Raw genomic sequence first — 21,149 nt, forward strand, 5'->3', positions numbered from 1 at the left:
TCCGCCATTTTATTGTTTGCTTTTATATTTTTAGGCGGAAAGCCGTCGAAAGAAAAACAGGGGCTTGTCTCCTCTTTTGACAAACTTTTATGCATAACCAATTTTATAATAATCAGCAACGATACAAATATGGGGAGTGGAATGAATGGAAAAGGCAGAACAGACAGTAATGGAGCCGGCTGTGGAAGTGGATTTCAACGGATCGAAGCTCGAGTTGGCAAAAGGCCTTCACAAATTCCAGATGAAAATGGAGACCTTTTTTATCAAAAAGGGCTATATCCTTCTATTGATCGGATTTCTCCTGGGGAGGGCGCTCATACTGGCGAAACTGACACCCTTCAGCCTTCCTTTCTTTGCGGCCGTCTATCTGATCAAGAGAGATAAAGCTCCGCTGGCCCTGATCGGGCTTACTGCCGGAGCATTCACTTTATCGATGATGAATGCAGCATCAGTCTTCGGCATCTGCTTTATGTTCCTCTTCGCCTTCCGGGTTTCAAAAAAGTGGCTGAAAAATGAAGTAAGAGCCTTGCCGGCGTATACATTTTTCATATTGGCGATCGGGAAGATTGCAGAAGCCTATATTGTTTCGGGCCAGCTGGCACTTTATGATGCGATGATGGCCGGCGTGGAGGCAAGCCTCGGCTTTATTCTCACTTTGATTTTCCTGCAGAGCCTTCCGCTGCTGAGCATATCGAAAAGGAGGCAGTCGCTTAAGACAGAGGAGATCGTCTGCCTGATCATCATGCTTGCCTCGGTTATGACGGGTACAATCGGCTGGTCGGTGTATGACCTGTCTGTTGAACATATATTATCCAGATATCTGGTTCTTCTATTTGCATTTGTTGCCGGTGCAACGGTCGGGTCAACAGTCGGGGTGGTGACTGGACTGATCTTCAGCCTGGCAAATGTTTCGAGCTTTTATCATATGAGCCTGCTTGCTTTTTCCGGGCTTCTTGGCGGCCTGCTGAAGGAAGGGAGAAAGCTCGGAGTGGCATGCGGCCTGCTGATTGCAACATTATTGATCGGAATGTATGGGGAAGGAACCGGCACCTTGCTGAAAACCGTCCTTGAGACAGGTGCGGCGACAGTTTTATTTTTCCTGACTCCGCAGGCGCTGACAGGGAAGCTGGCCAGGCATATTCCCGGGACCCCGGAGTATGCGGCTGAGCAGCAGCAGTATATGAGGAAGATGCGGGACGTCACTGCCCAGCGTGTCGCCCAATTCTCCACTGTATTCCAGGCTCTGTCCAAGAGCTTTTCTTCCCATGATGATCCTATTGACTGGGATGGGGAGGATAGGGAATTGGATTATTTCCTGAGCAATGTCACGGAGAAGACATGCCAGACCTGCTTCAAGAAAGATCATTGCTGGGCAAGGAACTTTGATACAACCTATGACTATATGAAAGAAATTATGCATGAAATGGATGCCCGGCAGGGGACCGTTTCCGGAAGGCTGACAAGGGAGTGGGAAAAACATTGCACACGCTCGAAAAAGGTGCTGGAGACGGTTCATCATGAGCTGACTTTCTATCAGGCGAACCTGAAGCTAAAAAAACAGGTGCAGGAAAGCAGAAGGCTTGTGGCTGACCAGCTGCTGGGCGTGTCAGAGGTGATGGGCAATTTTGCAAAGGAAATCCAGCGTGAGCGGGAAAATCATCATAAGCAGGAGGAATCCATCTTTGAAGCGCTCCAGGAGTTTGGCATCCAGATCGAGCAGGTGGAGATTTACAGCCTGGAGCAGGGGGATGTTGATATTGATATGACGATCCCCTACTGCAGGGGGCATGGCGAGTGTGAAAAACTGATAGCCCCGATGCTGTCAGATATTCTGGGTGAGACTATCCTTGTCAATTCGGAGGAATGTTCAACGTTTGGAAGCGGCAGCTGCTATGTGACATTCCGATCGGCCAAGGCCTACGCGGTTGAAACCGGGGTGGCGCATGCTGCGAAGGATGGCGGCCTGATTTCAGGAGACAGCTATTCAACCATTGAGCTCGGAGGCGGTAAATATGCGATTGCCATCAGCGACGGGATGGGGAATGGTGAAAGGGCCCATATTGAGAGCAAGGAAACCCTCCTGCTTCTTCAAAAAATCCTCCAGTCAGGGATTGAGGAGAAGGTGGCAATAAAGTCGGTCAACTCTGTGCTCTCATTGCGGACAACAGACGAGATTTTTTCCACCCTCGACCTGGTGATGGTCGATCTGCAAAATGCGGCGGCCAAATTCCTGAAGGTTGGATCGACGCCAAGCTTTATTAAAAGAGGGGGCAAGGTCCTGAAAGTCCAGGCGAGCAATCTCCCGATGGGAATCCTCCAGGAATTCGAGGTGGATGTGGTCAGCGAGCAGCTGAAGGCGGGCGATCTCCTGATCATGATGAGCGATGGGGTATTCGAGGGGCCGAAGCATGTGGAAAATTACGACCTGTGGATGAAGCGGAAAATCCATGAGCTGAAAACAGAGGACCCTCAGGAAATTGCCGATCTGATCATGGAGGAGGTTATCCGGTCGCGCTCCGGGCTGATCGAGGATGATATGACCGTAGTTGTCTCGAAGATCAAGCATAACACGCCGAAGTGGGCATCCTTCCCGGTGCACAAGCAGCGCCAGAAAGCCAACTGATTAATTTGCCCATCCATTAGCCGGAGCATGTATATTTCCTGTCTGTTCCGTCGAAAATGGTATCAATAAGGTACAGGAGGGGAGATTTTATGAAGACCGGCACACTGAAACAGATTCTGCTTATCACAGATGGCTGCTCCAATCAGGGTGAAGATCCTGTGGCCATGTCAGCTTTGGCGAAGGAACAGGGCATTACAGTAAATGTCATTGGAGTGATGGAGAAGGATGTCATCGATGAGCGGGGCATGAATGAAATTGAAGGGATTGCCCTTTCCGGGGGCGGGGTAAGCCAGGTCGTCTACTCGCAGGCGTTATCGCAGACGGTGCAGATGGTGACGAGGAAGGCGATGACCCAGACGCTCCAGGGTGTGGTGAATAAAGAGCTTCAGCAGATATTAGGCGGCTCCCAGACAGTTGAAGACCTTCCGCCCGAAAAAAGGGGAGAGGTCATGGAGGTTGTCGATGAGCTCGGGGAAACAGTCGAGCTTGAGGTGCTGGTCCTTGTCGATACAAGTGCGAGCATGAAGCATAAGCTCCCGACGGTCAAGGAAGCCCTTCTCGATTTGTCACTGAGCTTGAATGCCCGTTCGGGGGATAACCGTTTTGCGGTATTTGTATTTCCCGGGAAAAAGAATGATGTCGAAAAACTGCTGGACTGGACCCCGAGGCTCGAATCCCTTACAAGCATATTTTCAAAGCTGTCAACAGGAGGCATCACTCCCACGGGGCCTGCAATCCGTGAAGCTTTGAGCTATTTCAAGAAAAAACGTTCACTAAGGAGCCTGCTTTCCCGTGATGATGAACAATACTTTGAAGATTCTATGTAAAGTAAGCCCCGGGACGATTATCGAAGGGAAATGGCATCGCAACCGGTATACGATCATCAGGGAGCTGGGCAGCGGGGCGAATGGGATCGTCTATCTTGCCCAGTGCCGGAATCAGCAGGTTGCCTTAAAGATGAGCGATAATGGTATGTCCGTTACCTCTGAAGTAAATGTGCTAAAATCCTTTGCCAAGGTCCAGGGTTCTGCCCTAGGGCCTTCTTTGCTTGATGTCGATGACTGGGAGAGGAAGGATGCGCGAATCTCCTTTTATGCAATGGAGTACATACACGGACCGGATCTGCTCGGATTCATCCGGCAAAAAGGGCCTTCCTGGACAGAGGTGCTTCTTTCCCAGCTGCTCAGCGATCTGGAAAAGCTCCACCAGAGCGGCTGGGTGTTTGGCGACCTGAAGCCGGAGAACCTGATTGTGACTTCCCCTCCTCCAAGGATACGCTGCATCGATGTGGGCGGTACAACCATCAAAGGAAGGGCAATCAAGGAATTTACGGAGTTTTACGACCGCGGATATTGGGGGCTTGGCACAAGGAAGGCCGATCCGCAGTATGATTTATTCGCTGCTGCAATGGTGCTGATCAATCTTTACTATCCGAAGCGGTTCAATAAGACAGCAGGGGGAATCGGCCAGCTCAGGGATATGATCAGGCAGGACAAAGAGCTGCTGAAGTATGAGCCCGTTCTCCTGAAGGCGCTTGAAGGAAGGTATGGTTCTGCTGCTGAGATGAGACAAGAGCTTCTTGCGATGCCTGCAGGAGGACAGCCTGAAAGCCGCACGGCGCGGCGGAATGCTGCCCGGGTCCAGGCCGCCACCCCTGGCCCCGGCCCCTCACGGAGAAGGCCGGGTGCAAAGGACCAAAAGAAAAAAGGCGGTTTCCTTGAAACGCTGCTTATTGTCTTTGTCATATCAATCCTTTATTTTGTGTATATTTATGGACAGCTGGTCTAAGAAAAATGCTGAAACCTTTTGCATGTTAATACGTACATAATGGAGCGGGGGAAGCGCCCCGGGTGTGATATGCAATCCATCAGGGTTATGCTTTGGAGATTACAGGCAAAGATGCTATTCTTAATATAGTAGTTTCCTTTCCGTCAATAAGGTTATTCACCTATCACCAGGGGTATAAGGGACTATAGATTTTTCAAGTAAGGAAGAATTTATTATGCTTGATGCAAAAGCCGAAGCTTTTCTTCGGCATCATGGTGTAAGGCTTGAAGGCAAAAAGGTACTTGTCGGCGTGTCCGGAGGCCCCGATTCCCTGGCGCTGCTCCATTTGCTGTGGAAAAAGCGTAAGGTGTGGGGAGCTGAACCGGCGGCGATCCATTTTGACCATATGTTCAGGGGCGAGGAATCCTATCAGGAAGCCCGGTTCGTCCAATCCTTTTGTGAAGAGCGGAGCATTCCGTTTGAGATGAGGCGGGAGGATGTTCCGGCTTATATGAAGGAAACCGGGAAAAGCTCCCAGACAGCCGCGCGCGAATGCCGTTACCGCTTTTTTGAAGAAGCCATGGAGGCATCGGGGGCATCATACCTGGCACTCGGCCATCATGGGGATGATCAGATGGAAACCATCCTGATGCGGCTCACAAGAGGCAGCGCAGGGGAAGCAAGATCAGGGATCCCTTTCTCCCGTCCGTTTGCCGGCGGAGAAATCATCCGTCCTTTCCTGTGCCTTGAGCGAGGAGAAATTGAAGAGTATTGTTTAAGAAATGAGCTGGACCCCCGAAAAGATCCGAGCAACGAAAAGGATGTTTACAGCCGAAACAGGTTCAGGAAAAACGTCCTGCCATTCCTGAAATCGGAGAACCCGCAGGCCCATGTTCATTTTCAGCGCTTCAGCGAAGAGCTGCGCGGTGATGAACAGCTCCTTCAGGAATTAACGGCGCGGGAAATGAATACAGTAATGAAGAAAGAAGATGCTGAAATCACGATTGATGCAGAACGCTTCATGCTAATGCCAATGCCTTTACAAAGGAGAGGTATTCAACTAATATTAAAATATCTCTATCAAGAGAGGCCTGCATCATTATCCGCCTTACATATTGAGAAGATATTTTCAATATTGAGCAATCCTCATCCATCCGGTTCACTTGATTTCCCAAACGGCTTAAAAATTGTACGATCATACGGCTTTTGCCATTTCAGGTACAGCCATTCTGAGGTGCAAGCCTATCGTTTTGAGATAAATCAGCCCGGAAAGCTCCAGCTACCAGGCGCCGGTGCCATACTGGCAGAAGAAAGCGGAGAAGATAGAGGAGCGGCAGATCTGAATGCCTTTGAAGTCAGCATGGATAATGTGCATTTTCCGCTTGTTGTCCGCACCCGCGAAACAGGGGACAGAATGACGATAAAAGGAATGAACGGGACAAAAAAAGTGAAATCTATTTTTATCGACAGGAAAATCCCTTTGTATGAACGGAACGGCTGGCCCATCGTGACTGACAGCAGCGGCGAAATCCTCTGGATTCCCGGATTGAGCAAATCCGCTTATGAGCTGCCTGCAGGTCCTGACACCAGGAATATTTTTTTAACATATATAAAGCATTGATCTTCTAGGGGGCACACTATTCATGAAAAACGATATCGAAAAAGTATTAATTTCCGAAGAGGAAATCCAGGCAAAGACTAAAGAGCTTGCCCAGCAGCTGACTGAGGAATATATGGACAGCTATCCTTTGGCAATCGGCGTGCTGAAAGGGGCGATGCCTTTCATGGGAGACCTTTTGAAGCGCATCGATACGTATCTTGAAATGGACTTCATGGACGTTTCCAGCTACGGCAATTCAACAGTCTCTTCCGGAGAAGTCAAAATCCTGAAAGATCTGGATACTTCAGTCGAGGGCAGGGACATCCTGATCATTGAAGACATCATCGACAGCGGCCTGACACTAAGCTATCTGGTAGAGCTGTTCCGCTACAGGAAAGCCAAAAGCATCAGAATCGTCACCCTTCTGGACAAACCGACCGGCAGAAAAGCTGATATCAAAGCTGATTATGTAGGTTTCATCGTTCCGGATGCATTCGTGGTTGGCTATGGCCTTGACTATGCGGAAAGATACCGCAACCTTCCATATATAGGGGTTTTGAAGCCTGAAGTATACACAAACAACGATTAAGCAATCCTATATGTGAGAGGTTTATTGACAAGCCTTGCTAAAAGCATGGACCAGCCCGGTTTTCAAAAGTGTAATTTCTTGAATTGGCATGATTTACTATGATACTATACAATATAGTTTGTTTACCGTGGGAGGAGGTAAGGGATGAATCGGATCTTCCGGAATACCATCTTTTATTTATTAATCTTTTTAGTCATAATAGGCGTTGTCAGCTTCTTTAACGGCAACAATGAGCCGACAGAACATATATCCTATGACAAATTCGTCGGTTACCTGGACAGCGGCGAGGTAACAGAGCTTTCGATGCAGCCTGAGCGCGGAGTTTTTGAGGTGCGGGGCAAGCTTGAAGGCTATGAAGAAGATAAATTCTTTATCACTTATGTTTGGAACAGCGACAATCTGCTGGACCGCATAGATGAGGCGGCAGCCAATGCGAAGGTGGATGTACAGCCTGCCAAGGAAACAAGCGGCTGGGTGACATTCTTCACTAGCATCATTCCGTTCATCATCATTTTCATCCTGTTCTTCTTCCTGCTCAACCAGGCACAGGGCGGCGGCAGCAGGGTAATGAACTTCGGCAAGAGCAAAGCCAAGCTTTATAGTGAAGAGAAAAAGAAAGTCCGCTTCAAGGATGTTGCCGGTGCGGATGAAGAAAAGCAAGAACTTGTAGAAGTCGTCGAGTTCCTGAAGGATCCACGCAAATTTGCGGATCTTGGGGCCCGAATTCCTAAAGGGGTGCTTCTGGTCGGACCTCCGGGTACCGGTAAAACCCTGCTGGCGCGTGCTGTTGCCGGTGAAGCGGGCGTACCGTTCTTCTCGATAAGCGGTTCCGATTTCGTTGAAATGTTTGTCGGTGTCGGTGCATCCCGTGTGCGTGACCTGTTTGAGAACGCTAAGAAAAATGCACCGTGTATTATATTCATTGATGAGATTGATGCAGTTGGACGCCAGCGCGGCGCCGGTCTTGGCGGAGGCCATGACGAGCGCGAACAGACGCTGAACCAGTTGCTTGTTGAGATGGATGGATTCGGGGCCAACGAAGGAATCATCATCGTAGCCGCAACAAACCGTCCGGATATTCTTGACCCGGCCCTTCTGCGTCCGGGACGATTTGACCGCCAGATCACTGTTGACCGTCCGGACGTCAATGGACGTGAAGCAGTTCTGAAGGTACATGCACGCAATAAGCCCCTTGATGAGTCTGTCAATCTGAAGGCCATTGCAGCACGGACACCAGGCTTCTCAGGTGCCGACCTTGAAAACTTATTGAACGAGGCTGCCCTTGTGGCGGCACGCCGCGATAAGAAGAAAGTCGATATGACCGATATTGATGAGGCAACGGACAGAGTCATTGCCGGGCCTGCCAAGAAAAGCCGCGTCATTTCCAAGAAGGAAAGAAATATCGTGGCATTCCATGAAGCGGGGCATACTGTCATCGGTGTGGTGCTCGATGAGGCCGAAATGGTCCATAAAGTAACCATCGTTCCGCGCGGCCAGGCTGGCGGATATGCTGTCATGCTGCCGAAGGAAGACCGCTACTTCATGACGAAGCCGGAGCTTCTGGATAAGATTGTCGGCCTCCTGGGCGGACGTGTAGCTGAAGAGATTGTCTTTGGCGAAGTCAGCACAGGCGCCCACAATGACTTCCAGCGCGCAACCGGCATTGCCAGGAGAATGGTGACCGAATTCGGTATGAGCGATAAACTCGGACCGCTTCAGTTCGGACAGTCCCAAGGCCAGGTATTCCTTGGCAGGGATTTCAATAATGAACAGAACTACTCTGATGCGATTGCCTATGAAATTGATCTGGAAATCCAGCGCATCATTAAAGAGTGTTATGAAAAAGCAAGAAAAGTCCTTACAGAAAACCGTGATAAGCTTGACTTGATCGCCAACACACTTCTGGAGATTGAAACTCTCGATGCTGAACAGATCAAGAGCCTTGTGGACACTGGCAAGCTGCCTGACCGCAAAGTGATCGATGCCAGCACAGAAGATATGAAGGTCAATATCAACATCAAGAAAGATGAAGATGCTGTGAAGGAAATCCATCCGGCAGATTCAAACGATCCGGTCGCTCCGAAGGATGATGCCGGCCCAACCGGCAGCGCTGACGAAAAGCGCGACCTCTAATCAATAAAGAAGCTGACTCAGAAAGGCCAGAAAATGGGCCTGCTGAGTCAGCTTTTTGCTTTTTGGGAAACAATAAGGGTATCTTAGTATTGGTGCAGCCGCAGCATCTGCATTCAGGCAGGAAGGATATCCCTGCAGGGACAGGCAGATACAGGCCTTTTTCTATTACGATTCAACAGGAGTTGTGATATGATGTTGGCAGTGTGTTTGTGTTAGAAAAATTATAAAAGTGGTGAGAATGTTGATCTTTGTATTTGACGTGGGAAATACAAATATTGTTCTTGGTGTATATGATGGCGAAGAGCTTAAGCACCATTGGAGAATAGAGACGAACCGGAATAAAACAGAAGATGAATATGGGATGATCGTGAAATCTCTTTTCGAGCATGTGAATCTCTCATTTTCTAACATAGATGGCATCATTATTTCTTCGGTTGTGCCGCCGATCATGTTTGCGCTTGAAAGGATGTGCCAGAAATACTTCCTTCATAAGCCGCTTGTCGTCGGCCCTGGCATTAAGACCGGTCTGAATATCAAGTATGAAAATCCGCGCGAGGTGGGGGCTGACAGGATCGTCAATGCTGTGGCAGCCATCCACGAGTATGGCGGGCCGCTTATCATCGTCGATTTTGGTACTGCGACAACCTACTGCTATATCAATGAAGATAAGCAGTATATGGGCGGGGCAATCGCGCCAGGGGTCAATATTTCGACTGAGGCATTGTATTCAAAGGCAGCTAAGCTTCCGAGGATAGAGATTGCCCGTCCTGAACATATTGTCGGCAAGAATACGGTAGCAGCCATGCAGTCGGGCATTGTTTATGGGTATGTTGGACAGGTAGAGGGCATTGTGAAGAGGATGAAGGACCAGAGTGATGAGAATCCGCTGGTCATTGCTACCGGAGGGCTTGCCAATCTGATTGCCCAGGAATCAAATATGATTGATATTGTCGATCCATTTTTGACCTTGAAAGGATTACAGTTAATTTATAAACGAAATAGGGAAAGTATAAAGAAATAGGAAATACAGCTTTGAAAGGAGTACAAGATGGAAGATTATTTGATTAAGGCGCTTGCCTTCAACGGACAGGTGCGTGCGTATGCTGCCCGCAGTACAGCTACGGTGGGAGAGGCGCAAAGAAGGCATTATACATGGCCGACGGCTTCTGCTGCTCTGGGAAGGGCAATGACCGCAGGTGTGATGATGGGAGCGATGCTGAAAGGCGAGGAGAAGCTGACCATCAAGATTGAAGGAGGCGGCCCGCTTGGCCCGATCCTGGTTGACAGCAATTCCAAGGGAGAGGTGCGCGGCTATGTGACGCATCCGCAGACCCATTTTGACTTGAATGAGCAGGGGAAGCTGGACGTAAGCCGGGCTGTCGGGACCGATGGCATGCTGACCGTCGTCAAGGACATCGGGATGAGAGAGCATTTCACAGGACAGGTGCCGATTGTTTCGGGTGAGCTTGGGGAGGATTTCACTTATTATTTTGCAATGTCCGAGCAGCTCCCTTCCTCTGTCGGAGTTGGCGTTCTGGTAAATCCGGATAATACAATCCTTGCTTCAGGCGGATTCATCCTCCAGCTTCTTCCAGGGACAGATGAAGAGACGATTACAAGAATTGAGAACAGGCTGAAGGAAATCCCGCCTGTGTCCAAGCTGATTGAAAAAGGCCTTACACCGGAAGAGCTCTTGAATGAGATTCTTGGAGAGGAAAATGTCAAGATTCTGGAGAAGATGCCTGTATCCTTTGAATGCACCTGCTCCAAGGAACGGTTTGCAACGAGCATTATCAGCCTCGGCAGGGATGAAATCCAGGATATGATCGATACAGACGGAGAAGCAGAGGCCCAGTGCCATTTCTGCAATGAAAAATACCATTACTCAAAAGAAGAGCTTGAGGCACTAAAAAGCGAAGCGGTATAAAGCTGTTTTCTGGGGGAGGAAACTGTGAAAAAAAAGCAACTTTGGCTGATTATTGCCAGCCTGTCCATTTTGAACATTATTTTTATCCTATTATTGACGATCAGGCCGGCCGTACTGTTTGCCGGCAGCGGGGAGACCGTAGCTGAGGTCGGAGATGGTAAAATTACAAGAGATGAATGGCTGAACGAAATGGAGCAGCGCTATGGCAAGGAAGTGCTGAATGATCTGATCGACCAAAAGGTAATCGGGGCCATGGCAGAGAAATACGATGTTAAGGTATCAAAGGAAGCGGTCGAAAGGGAGCTCACGCTTGTCAAAACGATGTATCAGGGCAATCAGCTGAAGCAGCTTGATGAAAGCAAGTGGAAGGAGCAGATTAAATACAGTCTGCTCCTTGAGGAACTGCTGACAAGAGATGTTGTGGTGACCGAAGAGGAAATGAAGGACTATTATGATCAAAATATGAGTCTTTTCCAGGTTCCTGATTCCTATCATATTTCTCAAATTGTCGTCAAAACAAAAAAGGAAGCTGAACAGACAATAAAAGAGCTTGAAAATGGCTCGAGCTTTCCGGTGCTGGCCATGGAGAGGTCGATCGATGAATTCACCGCCAACCAGGGCGGGGAAACCGGATTCATCAGCGAAGAAGATGAGCGTTTTTCACAGGATTTCATAGATGAAGCGGCAAAGCTGAAAGAAGGAGAATGGAGCGAGCCGGTTGCAGTGGAAGACGGGTATGCAGTAATCCTGCTGCATGAGCATCTGGAAGGCCGGAATTATGCTTTCAAGGATGTGAAAAATCAGATCCGCCGCCAGGTCGCTCTCGAGCAGATGGACACCCCTGCTTCGGCCAAGCCATTCTGGAATGAAATCAAAGTCGACTCTTTCTATGATAAACAGGAAGAAAAGCAATAGGATGAAAACGGACAGGCAGCCTGTCCGTTTTTGTTTATCCTCAACATAAAGGCAGGCATGAGGGTATATAATACTACATAGTGAATATAGAACTGCGTTAATTAAAAGAAAATTCTAAATAACAGGGTCGTTTTGACTGCATATTGATTGACAATTTCCTTTTGCGCTGTTAAGTTTTTATAAAACCAATAAAAATACTCGGATTAGGGAGCGGATGCAAATGGTGCGCGTAGCAAACTCGATTACAGAATTGGTCGGGCAGACTCCGATCGTCAAATTGAACCGTATGACAGATGAAAACAGTGCTGATGTTTACTTGAAGCTGGAATATATGAATCCGGGCAGCAGCGTCAAGGACCGGATTGCCCTTGCCATGATTGAAGCTGCAGAAAAGGATGGAAATCTGAAAGCCGACGATACGATTATCGAGCCGACTTCAGGGAACACAGGGATTGGGCTGGCGATGATTGCAGCAGCTAAAGGCTATAAGGCCATCCTCGTTATGCCGGAAACAATGAGTATGGAGCGCCGCAACCTTCTTCGCGCCTATGGAGCCGAGCTTGTTCTCACTCCAGGGCCTGAGGGGATGGGGGGAGCGATCCGCAGGGCTGAAGAGCTGGCGAAGGAGCATGGCTATTTCATGCCTCAGCAATTTAAGAACGAAGCCAACCCAGAGGTCCACAGAAGGACAACCGGGAAGGAAATCGCTGAACAGATGGATCAGGTGGATGCTTTTATCTCAGGGATCGGCACAGGCGGAACGATCACCGGGGCAGGAGAAGTGCTTAAGGAGAAGTTTGGCTCTGTCAAAATTTACGCAGTAGAGCCGGCAGATTCACCGGTCCTTTCCGGCGGAAAGCCGGGCCCCCACAAAATCCAGGGCATCGGTGCCGGGTTTGTACCGGATATCCTTGATACAAAAGTGTATGATGAGGTAATCAAGGTAACAAACGATGATGCGTTTGAATATGCCCGCCGTGCAGCAAAGGAAGAGGGAATCCTGGGCGGAATCTCGTCAGGCGCAGCCATCTATGCTGCCCTTAAAGTAGCGAAGGAGCTTGGGAAGGGCAAGAAAGTCCTTGCCGTCATCCCAAGCAACGGGGAGCGCTATTTGAGCACGCCGCTGTACCAGTTCGAAGAATAGAAGAAACAATGAACAGCAGCCGTCCGGGCTGCTGTTTTTTATGCCTTTGCAGAGAGCGGAGTACCTGTCCCGCCGGCTTCAAATCATGTATGATGAAAAGTAGTGATTCGGATGGGAGTGTTCAGGATGGAGAAGCTGTCAATCTACAGCAGGAGAACTGCTTATACATATACAGAGTTTTATCAGCATTACCGGCATTTATCTGCAGGAAAAGAAAATCATGCTCTCTTGGAGAGCGGGCGGGGCGGCAGATACAGCATGGCAGCTTTTGACCCGGAGGTGATCCTGACGGGCAGGGGCATGCAGCTTGAGGCAGTTTCCCGCGAAGGAACGGAGCTGCTAGAAGGCAATCCGCTTCATTGCCTGCAGGAATATATGGGCAGATATGAAGCCGGCCGGCTGGAAGGGCTGCCGGACTTCCAGGGAGGAGCCATCGGATATATCAGCTACGACTATGCCAGATATGTTGAAAAGCTCCCTGTCTGGTCAGAGGATGACCTCAAGCTTCCGGATATTCATTTTTTCCTGTTCAAGGAATGGTTTATTTTTGACCATGAAAAGGAGGAGCTCTGGCTTTTATTTTTATATGAATCCTCTAAGAACCCCGGAGACACGGAAAAAAGGGCGGAAGAGTGGATGTCCCGCTGGATAAGCCCTGTTCCTGCCCCCCGAGTCCCGGAAAAGGCTCAGATCAGTGAAGCTCTTGAGGTATCTATGGAAGAAGAAGAATTTAAGGAAGCGGTAAGCAGGATCCAGGATTACATTTCCAAGGGGGATGTATTCCAGGTCAACCTGTCGGTAAGGCAGACAAGGCCGATCGGCGTCGAAGCGATTGATGTGTATGATCAGCTCCGCCAGCTCAATCCGTCGCCTTATATGGCTTATATCCATACACCTGATTACCAGATTGTCAGCGGTTCGCCTGAGCTGCTGGTCAAGAAGAAAGGGCGGGAGATCAGCACGCGGCCGATAGCGGGCACAAGATCAAGAGGGGCCGATGAAGCAGAGGACCTAAGGCTTGCCGAGGAACTGATCCAGAACGAGAAGGAGCGGGCAGAGCACGTCATGCTTGTAGATCTGGAGCGGAATGATCTTGGCCGTGTTGCTGAATACGGCTCAGTGGAAGTGAATGAATTCATGGTGATTGAAAAATACTCCCATGTGATGCATATCGTCTCAAATGTCAGGGGGACCCTTGCGCAAGGCAGATCTCCCTATGATGTCATTGATGCTGTGTTTCCCGGCGGGACGATTACCGGGGCGCCGAAAATCAGAACGATGGAGATTATTGAAGAACTGGAGCCTGTGAGAAGGGGCTTGTACACAGGTTCAATCGGATGGATCGGCTTTAATGGAGATTTGGAGCTGAACATCGTCATCCGCACGATGCTTGTAAAAGACGGGAAGGCCCATGTACAGGCGGGAGCCGGTATTGTCATCGACTCCAGCCCGAAGCATGAATATAAAGAATCACTTAAAAAAGCGATGGCCCTCTGGAAGGCAAAGGAGCTGGCCGAGAATGGCGGGGAGCTGCTGATATGATTTATATGATTGATAACTTTGATTCATTTACCTATAATCTGGTTCAATATTTGGGTGAGCTGGGGGAAGAGCTGGTTGTAAAAAGAAATGATGGGACCGCCCTTGAGGACATCGCAGCAGCCCGGCCTTCCTTTCTGATGATCTCCCCTGGTCCCTGCAGCCCGAATGAAGCAGGAATCAGCCTGGAGGCGATCTCCCATTTTGCAGGAAAGATCCCTATTTTCGGCGTCTGCCTCGGGCATCAGTCTCTTGCCCAGTCATTCGGCGGAGATGTCGTACAGGCAGAAAGGCTGATGCATGGGAAGACCTCGGAAATCTACCATGATGGCAAAACCATTTTTGCCGGTTTGCCGAATCCTTTCCCTGCGACCAGATACCACTCTCTGATTGTTAAAAAAGAGACATTGCCTGACTGCTTTGAAATTTCGGCGTGGACAGAGGAAGGCGAGATCATGGCGATCCGCCATAAAACCATGAAGGCAGAAGGCGTCCAATTTCATCCCGAATCCATCATGACTCAATCGGGAAAAGTATTATTAAGCAACTTCATTTCCCATTATAAGAATGCCAATATGGTGGAGGCCTAAGCATGTATGTTTTGATAAACGGCAAGCTTGTTTCAGCTGAAGAAGCGGTGATTTCGCCTTTTGACCACGGTTTTCTTTACGGAATGGGGCTATTCGAAACATTCAGGGTGTATGATGGCCATCCTTTCCTGCTCGACGATCATCTTGAACGGATGAACCGGGGGCTTCGCGCGCTCAATATCGAGGCAGCTTTTTCAAGAGAGGACATGGCCGGGAAAATCAGCATGGTGCTTGAGCGGAATGGATATCGTAATGCCAATGTGAGGCTGAATGTATCTGCAGGCATCGAAGAGCTTGGCCTCCCCCCTGATGTTTACAGCAAACCCCAGACAATCCTCTTTGCAAGGCCGCTGCCGCCAGCGGGGGAGATGGCGGAAAAAGAGCTGGTGCTCCTCAAAATGAGGCGCAATACGCCAGAGGGGGATGAACGGCTGAAATCCCACCATTATATGAATAACATCCTTGCGAAAAGAGAGCTTGGACATGTGCCTGGACAGGAAGGGATCTTCCTGACGAAAGAAGGTTTCCTGGCTGAAGGGGTTGTGTCCAATCTTTTCTGGGCGAAAGGAGATGTCTTATATACCCCATCATTGGAAACGGGTATCCTGAATGGCATCACAAGGCAATTTGTGATGCTGCTTGCTGAAAAAAAAGGCCTGCAGGTGCAGGAGGGCTTTTATCAGCCAGAGGAGATGATGGCAGCGGACGAAGTGTTTGTTACCAACTCGATTCAGGAGATTTCACCTGCGGCAGGCATTGCCGGTGTTCAATTTCCTGGTGGGGTCGGACGGCTTGCCGGAATGCTGCATAAAGACTATAGGAAATACAGCAGTCATCTATGGGGACGAGAAGGACTTCTAATGGAGGGACAAAGATGAACAGACAAATCATCCATTGCGGGCCATACGAATTGGACTATGGCCAAAAGACTTTAATCATGGGGATCCTGAATGCCACCCCAGACTCTTTTTCTGACGGCGGAAAATACTTTGACACCGATAAGGCGGTGAAGCACGCCCTGGATATGGCTGCAAACGGTGCTGATATCATTGATATTGGCGGGGAGTCGACAAGGCCGGGCTTTGATGAGGTTTCTGCAGAAGAAGAGCTTGAGCGGGTGATCCCCGTGATCAGGGCTGTGGCAAAGGAAGTGCCGCTCCCGATCTCGATCGATACATATAAAGCAGCAGTCGCAGAGGAAGCCATCAATGCGGGTGCCCATATCATCAATGATGTCTGGGGAGCGAAGAAGGACCCTGAGATGGCAGAAACAGCAGCGAGGCTCGAGTTCCCGATCATCCTGATGCACAACCGGAAAAACAGGGATTATACCGTATTTGTCCGTGATGTGCTCAATGATCTGTACGAAAGCATCCATATTGCCAGGAATGCCGGCGTCAAAGACGAAAACATCATTCTCGACCCGGGAATCGGGTTTGCGAAAAACCTGCCTTATAATCTTGAAATGATGAGGAATCTTGACCTGATTACCAGTTTAGGTTATCCAGTGCTGCTGGGCACATCAAGAAAATCCATGATTGGCACCATCCTTGACCTTCCTGTCGGGGAACGGATGGAAGGAACAGGGGCAACTGTCTGCTACGGCATTCAAAAAGGCTGCCAGATCATCCGGATCCATGATGTGAAGGAAATGAGCCGCATGGCAAAAATGATGGATGCCTTAATGGGAAAGGGGGAGCAGCATGGATAAAATATACCTGAATAATATGAAATTCTATGGCTATCATGGAGTTTTTCCTGAAGAAACCAAGCTGGGGCAGCGTTTTGCCGTGGATTTAATTGTAGAGGCGGATTTAAAGAAAGCGGGTAAAAGCGATAATCTTGAGGATTCTATCAATTATGGTGAGATCTATCATGTCTGCAAAGAGGTGGTTGAGGGAAAGCCATTCAAACTCGTAGAAGCGCTGGCTGAAAAAATATCTGCTGAAATGCTGGGGCAGTTTGCTGCAATCAGCACAGTAACCGTCAAAGTCATCAAGCCGGATCCCCCGATCCCTGGCCATTATGATTCTGTCGCAGTTGAAATCACAAGGGGACGATAACCGTGGAAAATAGGTCATTTATCGCATTGGGCTCCAATATGGGAGACAGAGCTGCCAACCTCAAGGAAGCCATCCAAATGCTTTCAGAGAGTCAGGGAATCAGCCTGGTAAGTTATTCTTCTATATATGAAACAGACCCGGTCGGCTACGAAGATCAGGGGGAGTTCCTTAATATGGTCATTGCTGTAGATACAGACAGATCTCCGCATGAGCTGCTGGAAACATGCATGTCCATTGAGCAGAATATTGGGAGGAAAAGGGAAATACGATGGGGTCCGCGCACCATAGACCTTGACATTCTGCTGTATAATTACGAAAATATGATAACAGAGGACCTTATCATTCCTCATCCCCGGATGAAAGAACGGGCATTTGTTATCGTGCCTCTTGCTGAAATCGGTGAAAGAACAGATGTTCCGGGATTGGACACGCCTCTTGAAGCATTGCTGGAGGAACTGACTGATAGAGAAGGAGTGCGAATATGGAAGCAGAAAAATGGGGAAGACGTATTCGGGCTTTTCGGAAATTAAAAGGTTTTACACAGGAAAGCTTTGCGAAGGAGCTGGGTGTTTCAGTCTCTGTACTTGGCGAAATTGAAAGGGGCAACCGTATGCCCTCTGATGATTTCATCGTCCAGGTGGCGCATGTATTAAAGATCAGCATTGAAGAATTAACTCCGCCGCAGGAGATTGAATAATAGAGAGTGGAAGAAACAGGAGGTACAGATATGCTTAAGATTGGCGACATTGAGATGAAGAATCCTGTTGTCCTCGCCCCGATGGCCGGAGTCTGCAACTCAGCATTCCGCCTGACGGTTAAAGAATTCGGGGCAGGCCTCGTCTGTGCCGAAATGATCAGTGATAAAGGAATCGTCATGAAAAACGAAAAGACGATGAATATGCTGTATATAGATGAGCGGGAAAAACCTTTGAGCCTGCAGATTTTCGGCGGGGAAAAGGATACCTTGGTTGAAGCGGCCAAGTTTGTAGATGAAAACACCAACGCAGACATCATTGATATCAATATGGGCTGCCCGGTTCCGAAGATCACTAAATGCGATGCCGGTGCCAAATGGCTGCTGGACCCTGATAAGATATATGAAATGGTTTCGGCTGTAACAGCGGCTGTTTCAAAGCCTGTAACCGTCAAGATGCGGATGGGCTGGGATGAAGACCATATATATGCAGTGCGCAATGCCCAGGCTGTCGAAAGTGCCGGAGGAGGAGCTGTTGCCCTGCATGGCCGCACCCGTGTACAAATGTACGAAGGCAAAGCCAACTGGGATATCATTAAAGAAGTGAAGCAGAATATATCCATTCCGCTGATCGGCAACGGCGATGTCCAGACCCCGCAGGATGCCAAAAGGATGCTGGACGAAACCGGGGTGGACGGCGTTATGATCGGGCGCGCTGCGCTCGGAAACCCGTGGATGATCTACCGTACCGTGAAATACCTGGAGACAGGGGAACTGATGGATGAACCATCTGTTCGTGAAAAAATGGATGTATGCATCCTTCACCTCGATCGTTTGATCGCGCTGAAGAGCGAGTATATCGCAGTGCGGGAAATGAGAAAGCATGCCGCCTGGTATTTAAAGGGCATCCGGGGGAACGGCAAGGCCCGCAATGCCGTCAATGAATGCAATACAAGGGAAGAGCTTGTAACGCTCCTTAATGCGCTTGCGCTAGATGCGGAAGCCAAGGAAATCCAGGCCGGGTAAGATGCTATCATTTTCTTCTCTATCTGAAACACTTTTGTTATAATTAGAAACTGCCAGTGGTTTGCTGGCAGTTTTTCGCTATTTCTGCATTTATGATGTCTGTTTCACGTCAATTGTGTAAAATAATAGAAGTATACAAACAAACCTGATGTTCCTGTATGAGGGTTTACATAAAAAGATCAGTATTGGAGATGATTTCTATGAGCGAAAGCCATGAAGAGTTAAATGACTTGATGAGAGTCCGCAGAGAGAAAATGAACAGCCTGCGGGAAAAAGGAATGGATCCATTCGGAAAGAGATTCGATCGCTCCCACCAGTCCGAGGACTTGATTGAAGAGTATGGAGAGCAGGAGAAAGAAGCAATCGAAGAACAGAATATTTCTGTCACTCTTGCCGGCCGGATCATGACGAAGCGCGGAAAAGGGAAGGCAGGCTTCGCGCATATCCAGGACCTTAAAGGCCAGATCCAGATTTATGTAAGGCAGGATGCTGTAGGAGAAGAAAGCTATGAAATCTTCAATAGTGCCGATCTTGGCGACCTTGTCGGCGTAACAGGCACACTGTTCAAGACAAAGGTTGGCGAGCTTTCCATCAAGGTGGAGGCGTTCGAGCTTCTGACTAAGTCACTGCGCCCGCTTCCTGAGAAGTTCCATGGCTTAAAAGATGTTGAGCAAAGATACCGCCAGCGCTACCTGGATCTGATCATGAGCCAGGAAAGCAAGAAGACGTTCATCACAAGAAGCCGCATCATCCAATCAATGCGCCGCTACCTGGACAGCCAGGGATATCTTGAAGTGGAAACGCCAATGATGCACAGCATCGCCGGAGGAGCATCTGCGCGCCCATTCATCACCCACCACAATGCTCTTGATATGGAACTGTATATGCGCATCGCAATCGAGCTGCACTTAAAGCGCCTGATAGTGGGCGGACTGGAGAAAGTGTATGAAATCGGCCGCGTATTCCGTAATGAAGGGGTATCTACAAGGCATAACCCAGAGTTCACAATGATTGAGCTTTATGAAGCTTATGCAGATTACCGCGATATCATGAGCCTGACCGAAAACCTGGTTGCCCATATAGCTGAGGAAGTCCTTGGCACTACGACTGTACAGTATGGTGAATATGAAGTGGACTTAAAGCCGGAATGGACAAGGCTTCATATGGTAGATGCAATCAAAGAGCATACCGGTGTAGACTTCTGGCAGCAGATGAGCAAGGAAGAGGCACAGGCCCTTGCGAAGGAACATAATGTAGAAATCAAAGAATCAATGGAATATGGCCATATCGTCAACGAATTCTTTGAACAGAAAGTAGAAGAAAAGCTGATCCAGCCGACATTCATCTTCGGACATCCTGTTGAAATCTCCCCTCTTGCGAAAAAGAATGAAGAGGATCCGAGGTTCACTGACCGTTTTGAATTGTTCATTGTTGCCCGTGAGCATGCTAATGCCTTCACAGAGCTGAATGATCCAATCGATCAGCGCGAACGATTTGAAGCACAGCTGAAAGAGCGTGAGCAAGGAAATGATGAAGCCCATATGATGGATGATGACTTCATTGAAGCCCTTGAGTACGGCATGCCGCCGACAGGAGGACTGGGAATCGGAATTGACCGCCTTGTCATGCTGTTGACCAATTCTCCTTCCATCAGGGATGTGCTGCTGTTCCCGCTTATGCGCCACCGTTAAAAAATATAGCAGAATTCTTTTTTCCAGCTGGAGGCAGACCCGATAACAAACGGGCCTGCCTCCAGCTTTTTTATTATAGAAGGAGATGGTTTATCGAAGTGTGGAGGAGCGGGCTATTAAGAGAGAGATTAGCGCTTGGCCTGCGAAAGTCCGCACTAAGAAATAGTGGAAAAATAAGAATAGTTTTTCTTTAACGACCATGTATTTTTTTAATGAAATTATATTGCGCACCTTTCATATAGGTGGTATATTAATATCTGTTGCTGCAAGACAGCAAGCTAGACAGCAAAAAATAAATAAAAAACTATTGACTCAATAACTTGGTTATGATAAGATAGTTAAGTCGCCTAATGAGCGGCAAACAAAAAAGATCGTCCTTTGAAAACTGAACGAACAAAAACGTCAACGTTAATCTTAATTTTTTTATCAGAGCTAAATCTTACTCTTATATGGAGAGTTTGATCCTGGCTCAGGACGAACGCTGGCGGCGTGCCTAATACATGCAAGTCGAGCGGACGGATGGGAGCTTGCTCCCTGAAGTCAGCGGCGGACGGGTGAGTAACACGTGGGCAACCTGCCTGTAAGACTGGGATAACTTCGGGAAACCGGAGCTAATACCGGATAATGCATTTCCCCTCATGGGGATATGCTGAAAGATGGTTTCGGCTATCACTTACAGATGGGCCCGCGGCGCATTAGCTAGTTGGTGAGGTAACGGCTCACCAAGGCAACGATGCGTAGCCGACCTGAGAGGGTGATCGGCCACACTGGGACTGAGACACGGCCCAGACTCCTACGGGAGGCAGCAGTAGGGAATCTTCCGCAATGGACGAAAGTCTGACGGAGCA

19 protein-coding genes and 1 rRNA gene (1 of these 20 running past the window's edge) are annotated in these 21,149 nt (G+C 48.8%); all 20 read left to right on the forward strand.

Going from position 1 to position 21,149, the window contains the following annotated elements; genetic code table 11:
* The first annotated feature begins 145 nt into the window (after positions 1-145).
* The gene (gene spoIIE, locus AC4E8B_RS00390) at positions 146-2,623 is read left to right on the forward strand and encodes a stage II sporulation protein E (protein ID WP_490216370.1); all 2,478 of its coding nucleotides are present in this window, start codon (positions 146-148) and stop codon (positions 2,621-2,623) included.
* A gap of 89 nt (positions 2,624-2,712) precedes the next feature.
* Positions 2,713-3,450 (forward strand): VWA domain-containing protein, encoded by a 738-nt coding sequence (locus AC4E8B_RS00395; protein WP_224906419.1) that lies wholly within the window; start codon positions 2,713-2,715, stop codon positions 3,448-3,450.
* Positions 3,419-4,411 (forward strand): serine/threonine protein kinase, encoded by a 993-nt coding sequence (locus AC4E8B_RS00400; protein ID WP_490216372.1) that lies wholly within the window; start codon positions 3,419-3,421, stop codon positions 4,409-4,411. Before AC4E8B_RS00395 ends, AC4E8B_RS00400 begins: the two co-directional genes overlap by 32 nt.
* A 214-nt stretch (positions 4,412-4,625) precedes the next feature.
* Positions 4,626-6,011, forward strand: coding sequence for a tRNA lysidine(34) synthetase TilS (gene tilS / locus AC4E8B_RS00405; protein ID WP_490216374.1), 1,386 nt, complete (start codon positions 4,626-4,628; stop codon positions 6,009-6,011).
* A 22-nt stretch (positions 6,012-6,033) separates the two neighbouring features.
* Positions 6,034-6,579, forward strand: coding sequence for a hypoxanthine phosphoribosyltransferase (hpt, locus tag AC4E8B_RS00410; protein ID WP_490216375.1), 546 nt, complete (start codon positions 6,034-6,036; stop codon positions 6,577-6,579).
* A gap of 144 nt (positions 6,580-6,723) precedes the next feature.
* On the forward strand, positions 6,724-8,712 hold the full coding sequence (ftsH, locus tag AC4E8B_RS00415; protein WP_490216376.1) for an ATP-dependent zinc metalloprotease FtsH: 1,989 nt from the start codon (positions 6,724-6,726) through the stop codon (positions 8,710-8,712).
* A gap of 241 nt (positions 8,713-8,953) precedes the next feature.
* Positions 8,954-9,733 carry a type III pantothenate kinase gene (locus tag AC4E8B_RS00420; protein WP_490219421.1) on the forward strand — a complete coding sequence of 260 codons (780 nt, stop codon included), beginning with the start codon at positions 8,954-8,956 and terminating at the stop codon, positions 9,731-9,733.
* Between the two features lie 27 nt (positions 9,734-9,760).
* Positions 9,761-10,639 carry an Hsp33 family molecular chaperone HslO gene (hslO, locus tag AC4E8B_RS00425; protein WP_490216377.1) on the forward strand — a complete coding sequence of 293 codons (879 nt, stop codon included), beginning with the start codon at positions 9,761-9,763 and terminating at the stop codon, positions 10,637-10,639.
* A gap of 24 nt (positions 10,640-10,663) precedes the next feature.
* On the forward strand, positions 10,664-11,554 hold the full coding sequence (locus AC4E8B_RS00430) for a peptidyl-prolyl cis-trans isomerase (RefSeq protein WP_490216378.1): 891 nt from the start codon (positions 10,664-10,666) through the stop codon (positions 11,552-11,554).
* Positions 11,555-11,774: 220 nt separating this feature from the next.
* Positions 11,775-12,698: a cysteine synthase A gene (gene cysK, locus AC4E8B_RS00435; RefSeq protein ID WP_490216379.1), complete on the forward strand. Its 924-nt coding sequence runs from the start codon at positions 11,775-11,777 to the stop codon at positions 12,696-12,698.
* Between the two features lie 126 nt (positions 12,699-12,824).
* On the forward strand, positions 12,825-14,240 hold the full coding sequence (gene pabB, locus AC4E8B_RS00440) for an aminodeoxychorismate synthase, component I (RefSeq protein WP_490216381.1): 1,416 nt from the start codon (positions 12,825-12,827) through the stop codon (positions 14,238-14,240).
* Positions 14,237-14,827: an aminodeoxychorismate/anthranilate synthase component II gene (gene pabA / locus AC4E8B_RS00445; protein ID WP_490216382.1), complete on the forward strand. Its 591-nt coding sequence runs from the start codon at positions 14,237-14,239 to the stop codon at positions 14,825-14,827. Before pabB ends, pabA begins: the two co-directional genes overlap by 4 nt.
* Positions 14,828-14,829: 2 nt before the next feature.
* Positions 14,830-15,705, forward strand: coding sequence for an aminodeoxychorismate lyase (gene pabC / locus AC4E8B_RS00450; protein WP_490216383.1), 876 nt, complete (start codon positions 14,830-14,832; stop codon positions 15,703-15,705).
* Positions 15,702-16,538, forward strand: a complete 837-nt coding sequence (gene folP, locus AC4E8B_RS00455; RefSeq protein ID WP_490216384.1) for a dihydropteroate synthase — start codon at positions 15,702-15,704, stop codon at positions 16,536-16,538. Before pabC ends, folP begins: the two co-directional genes overlap by 4 nt.
* Positions 16,531-16,890, forward strand: a complete 360-nt coding sequence (folB, locus tag AC4E8B_RS00460) for a dihydroneopterin aldolase (protein WP_490216385.1) — start codon at positions 16,531-16,533, stop codon at positions 16,888-16,890. Before folP ends, folB begins: the two co-directional genes overlap by 8 nt.
* A gap of 2 nt (positions 16,891-16,892) precedes the next feature.
* Positions 16,893-17,420: a 2-amino-4-hydroxy-6-hydroxymethyldihydropteridine diphosphokinase gene (folK, locus tag AC4E8B_RS00465; RefSeq protein WP_490216386.1), complete on the forward strand. Its 528-nt coding sequence runs from the start codon at positions 16,893-16,895 to the stop codon at positions 17,418-17,420.
* Positions 17,372-17,587, forward strand: coding sequence for a helix-turn-helix domain-containing protein (locus AC4E8B_RS00470; protein WP_490216387.1), 216 nt, complete (start codon positions 17,372-17,374; stop codon positions 17,585-17,587). The genes folK and AC4E8B_RS00470 overlap by 49 nt, the downstream gene beginning before the upstream one ends.
* Positions 17,588-17,617: 30 nt before the next feature.
* Positions 17,618-18,610 carry a tRNA dihydrouridine synthase DusB gene (dusB, locus tag AC4E8B_RS00475; protein ID WP_490216388.1) on the forward strand — a complete coding sequence of 331 codons (993 nt, stop codon included), beginning with the start codon at positions 17,618-17,620 and terminating at the stop codon, positions 18,608-18,610.
* A gap of 191 nt (positions 18,611-18,801) precedes the next feature.
* Complete coding sequence (lysS, locus tag AC4E8B_RS00480; RefSeq protein ID WP_490219423.1) at positions 18,802-20,301, forward strand: lysine--tRNA ligase; 1,500 nt, start codon at positions 18,802-18,804, stop codon at positions 20,299-20,301.
* Between the two features lie 446 nt (positions 20,302-20,747).
* A 16S ribosomal RNA gene (locus AC4E8B_RS00485) occupies positions 20,748-21,149 on the forward strand (it continues 1,148 nt past the right edge of the window).

This window comes from Bacillus sp. SRL543 (assembly GCF_984799205.1).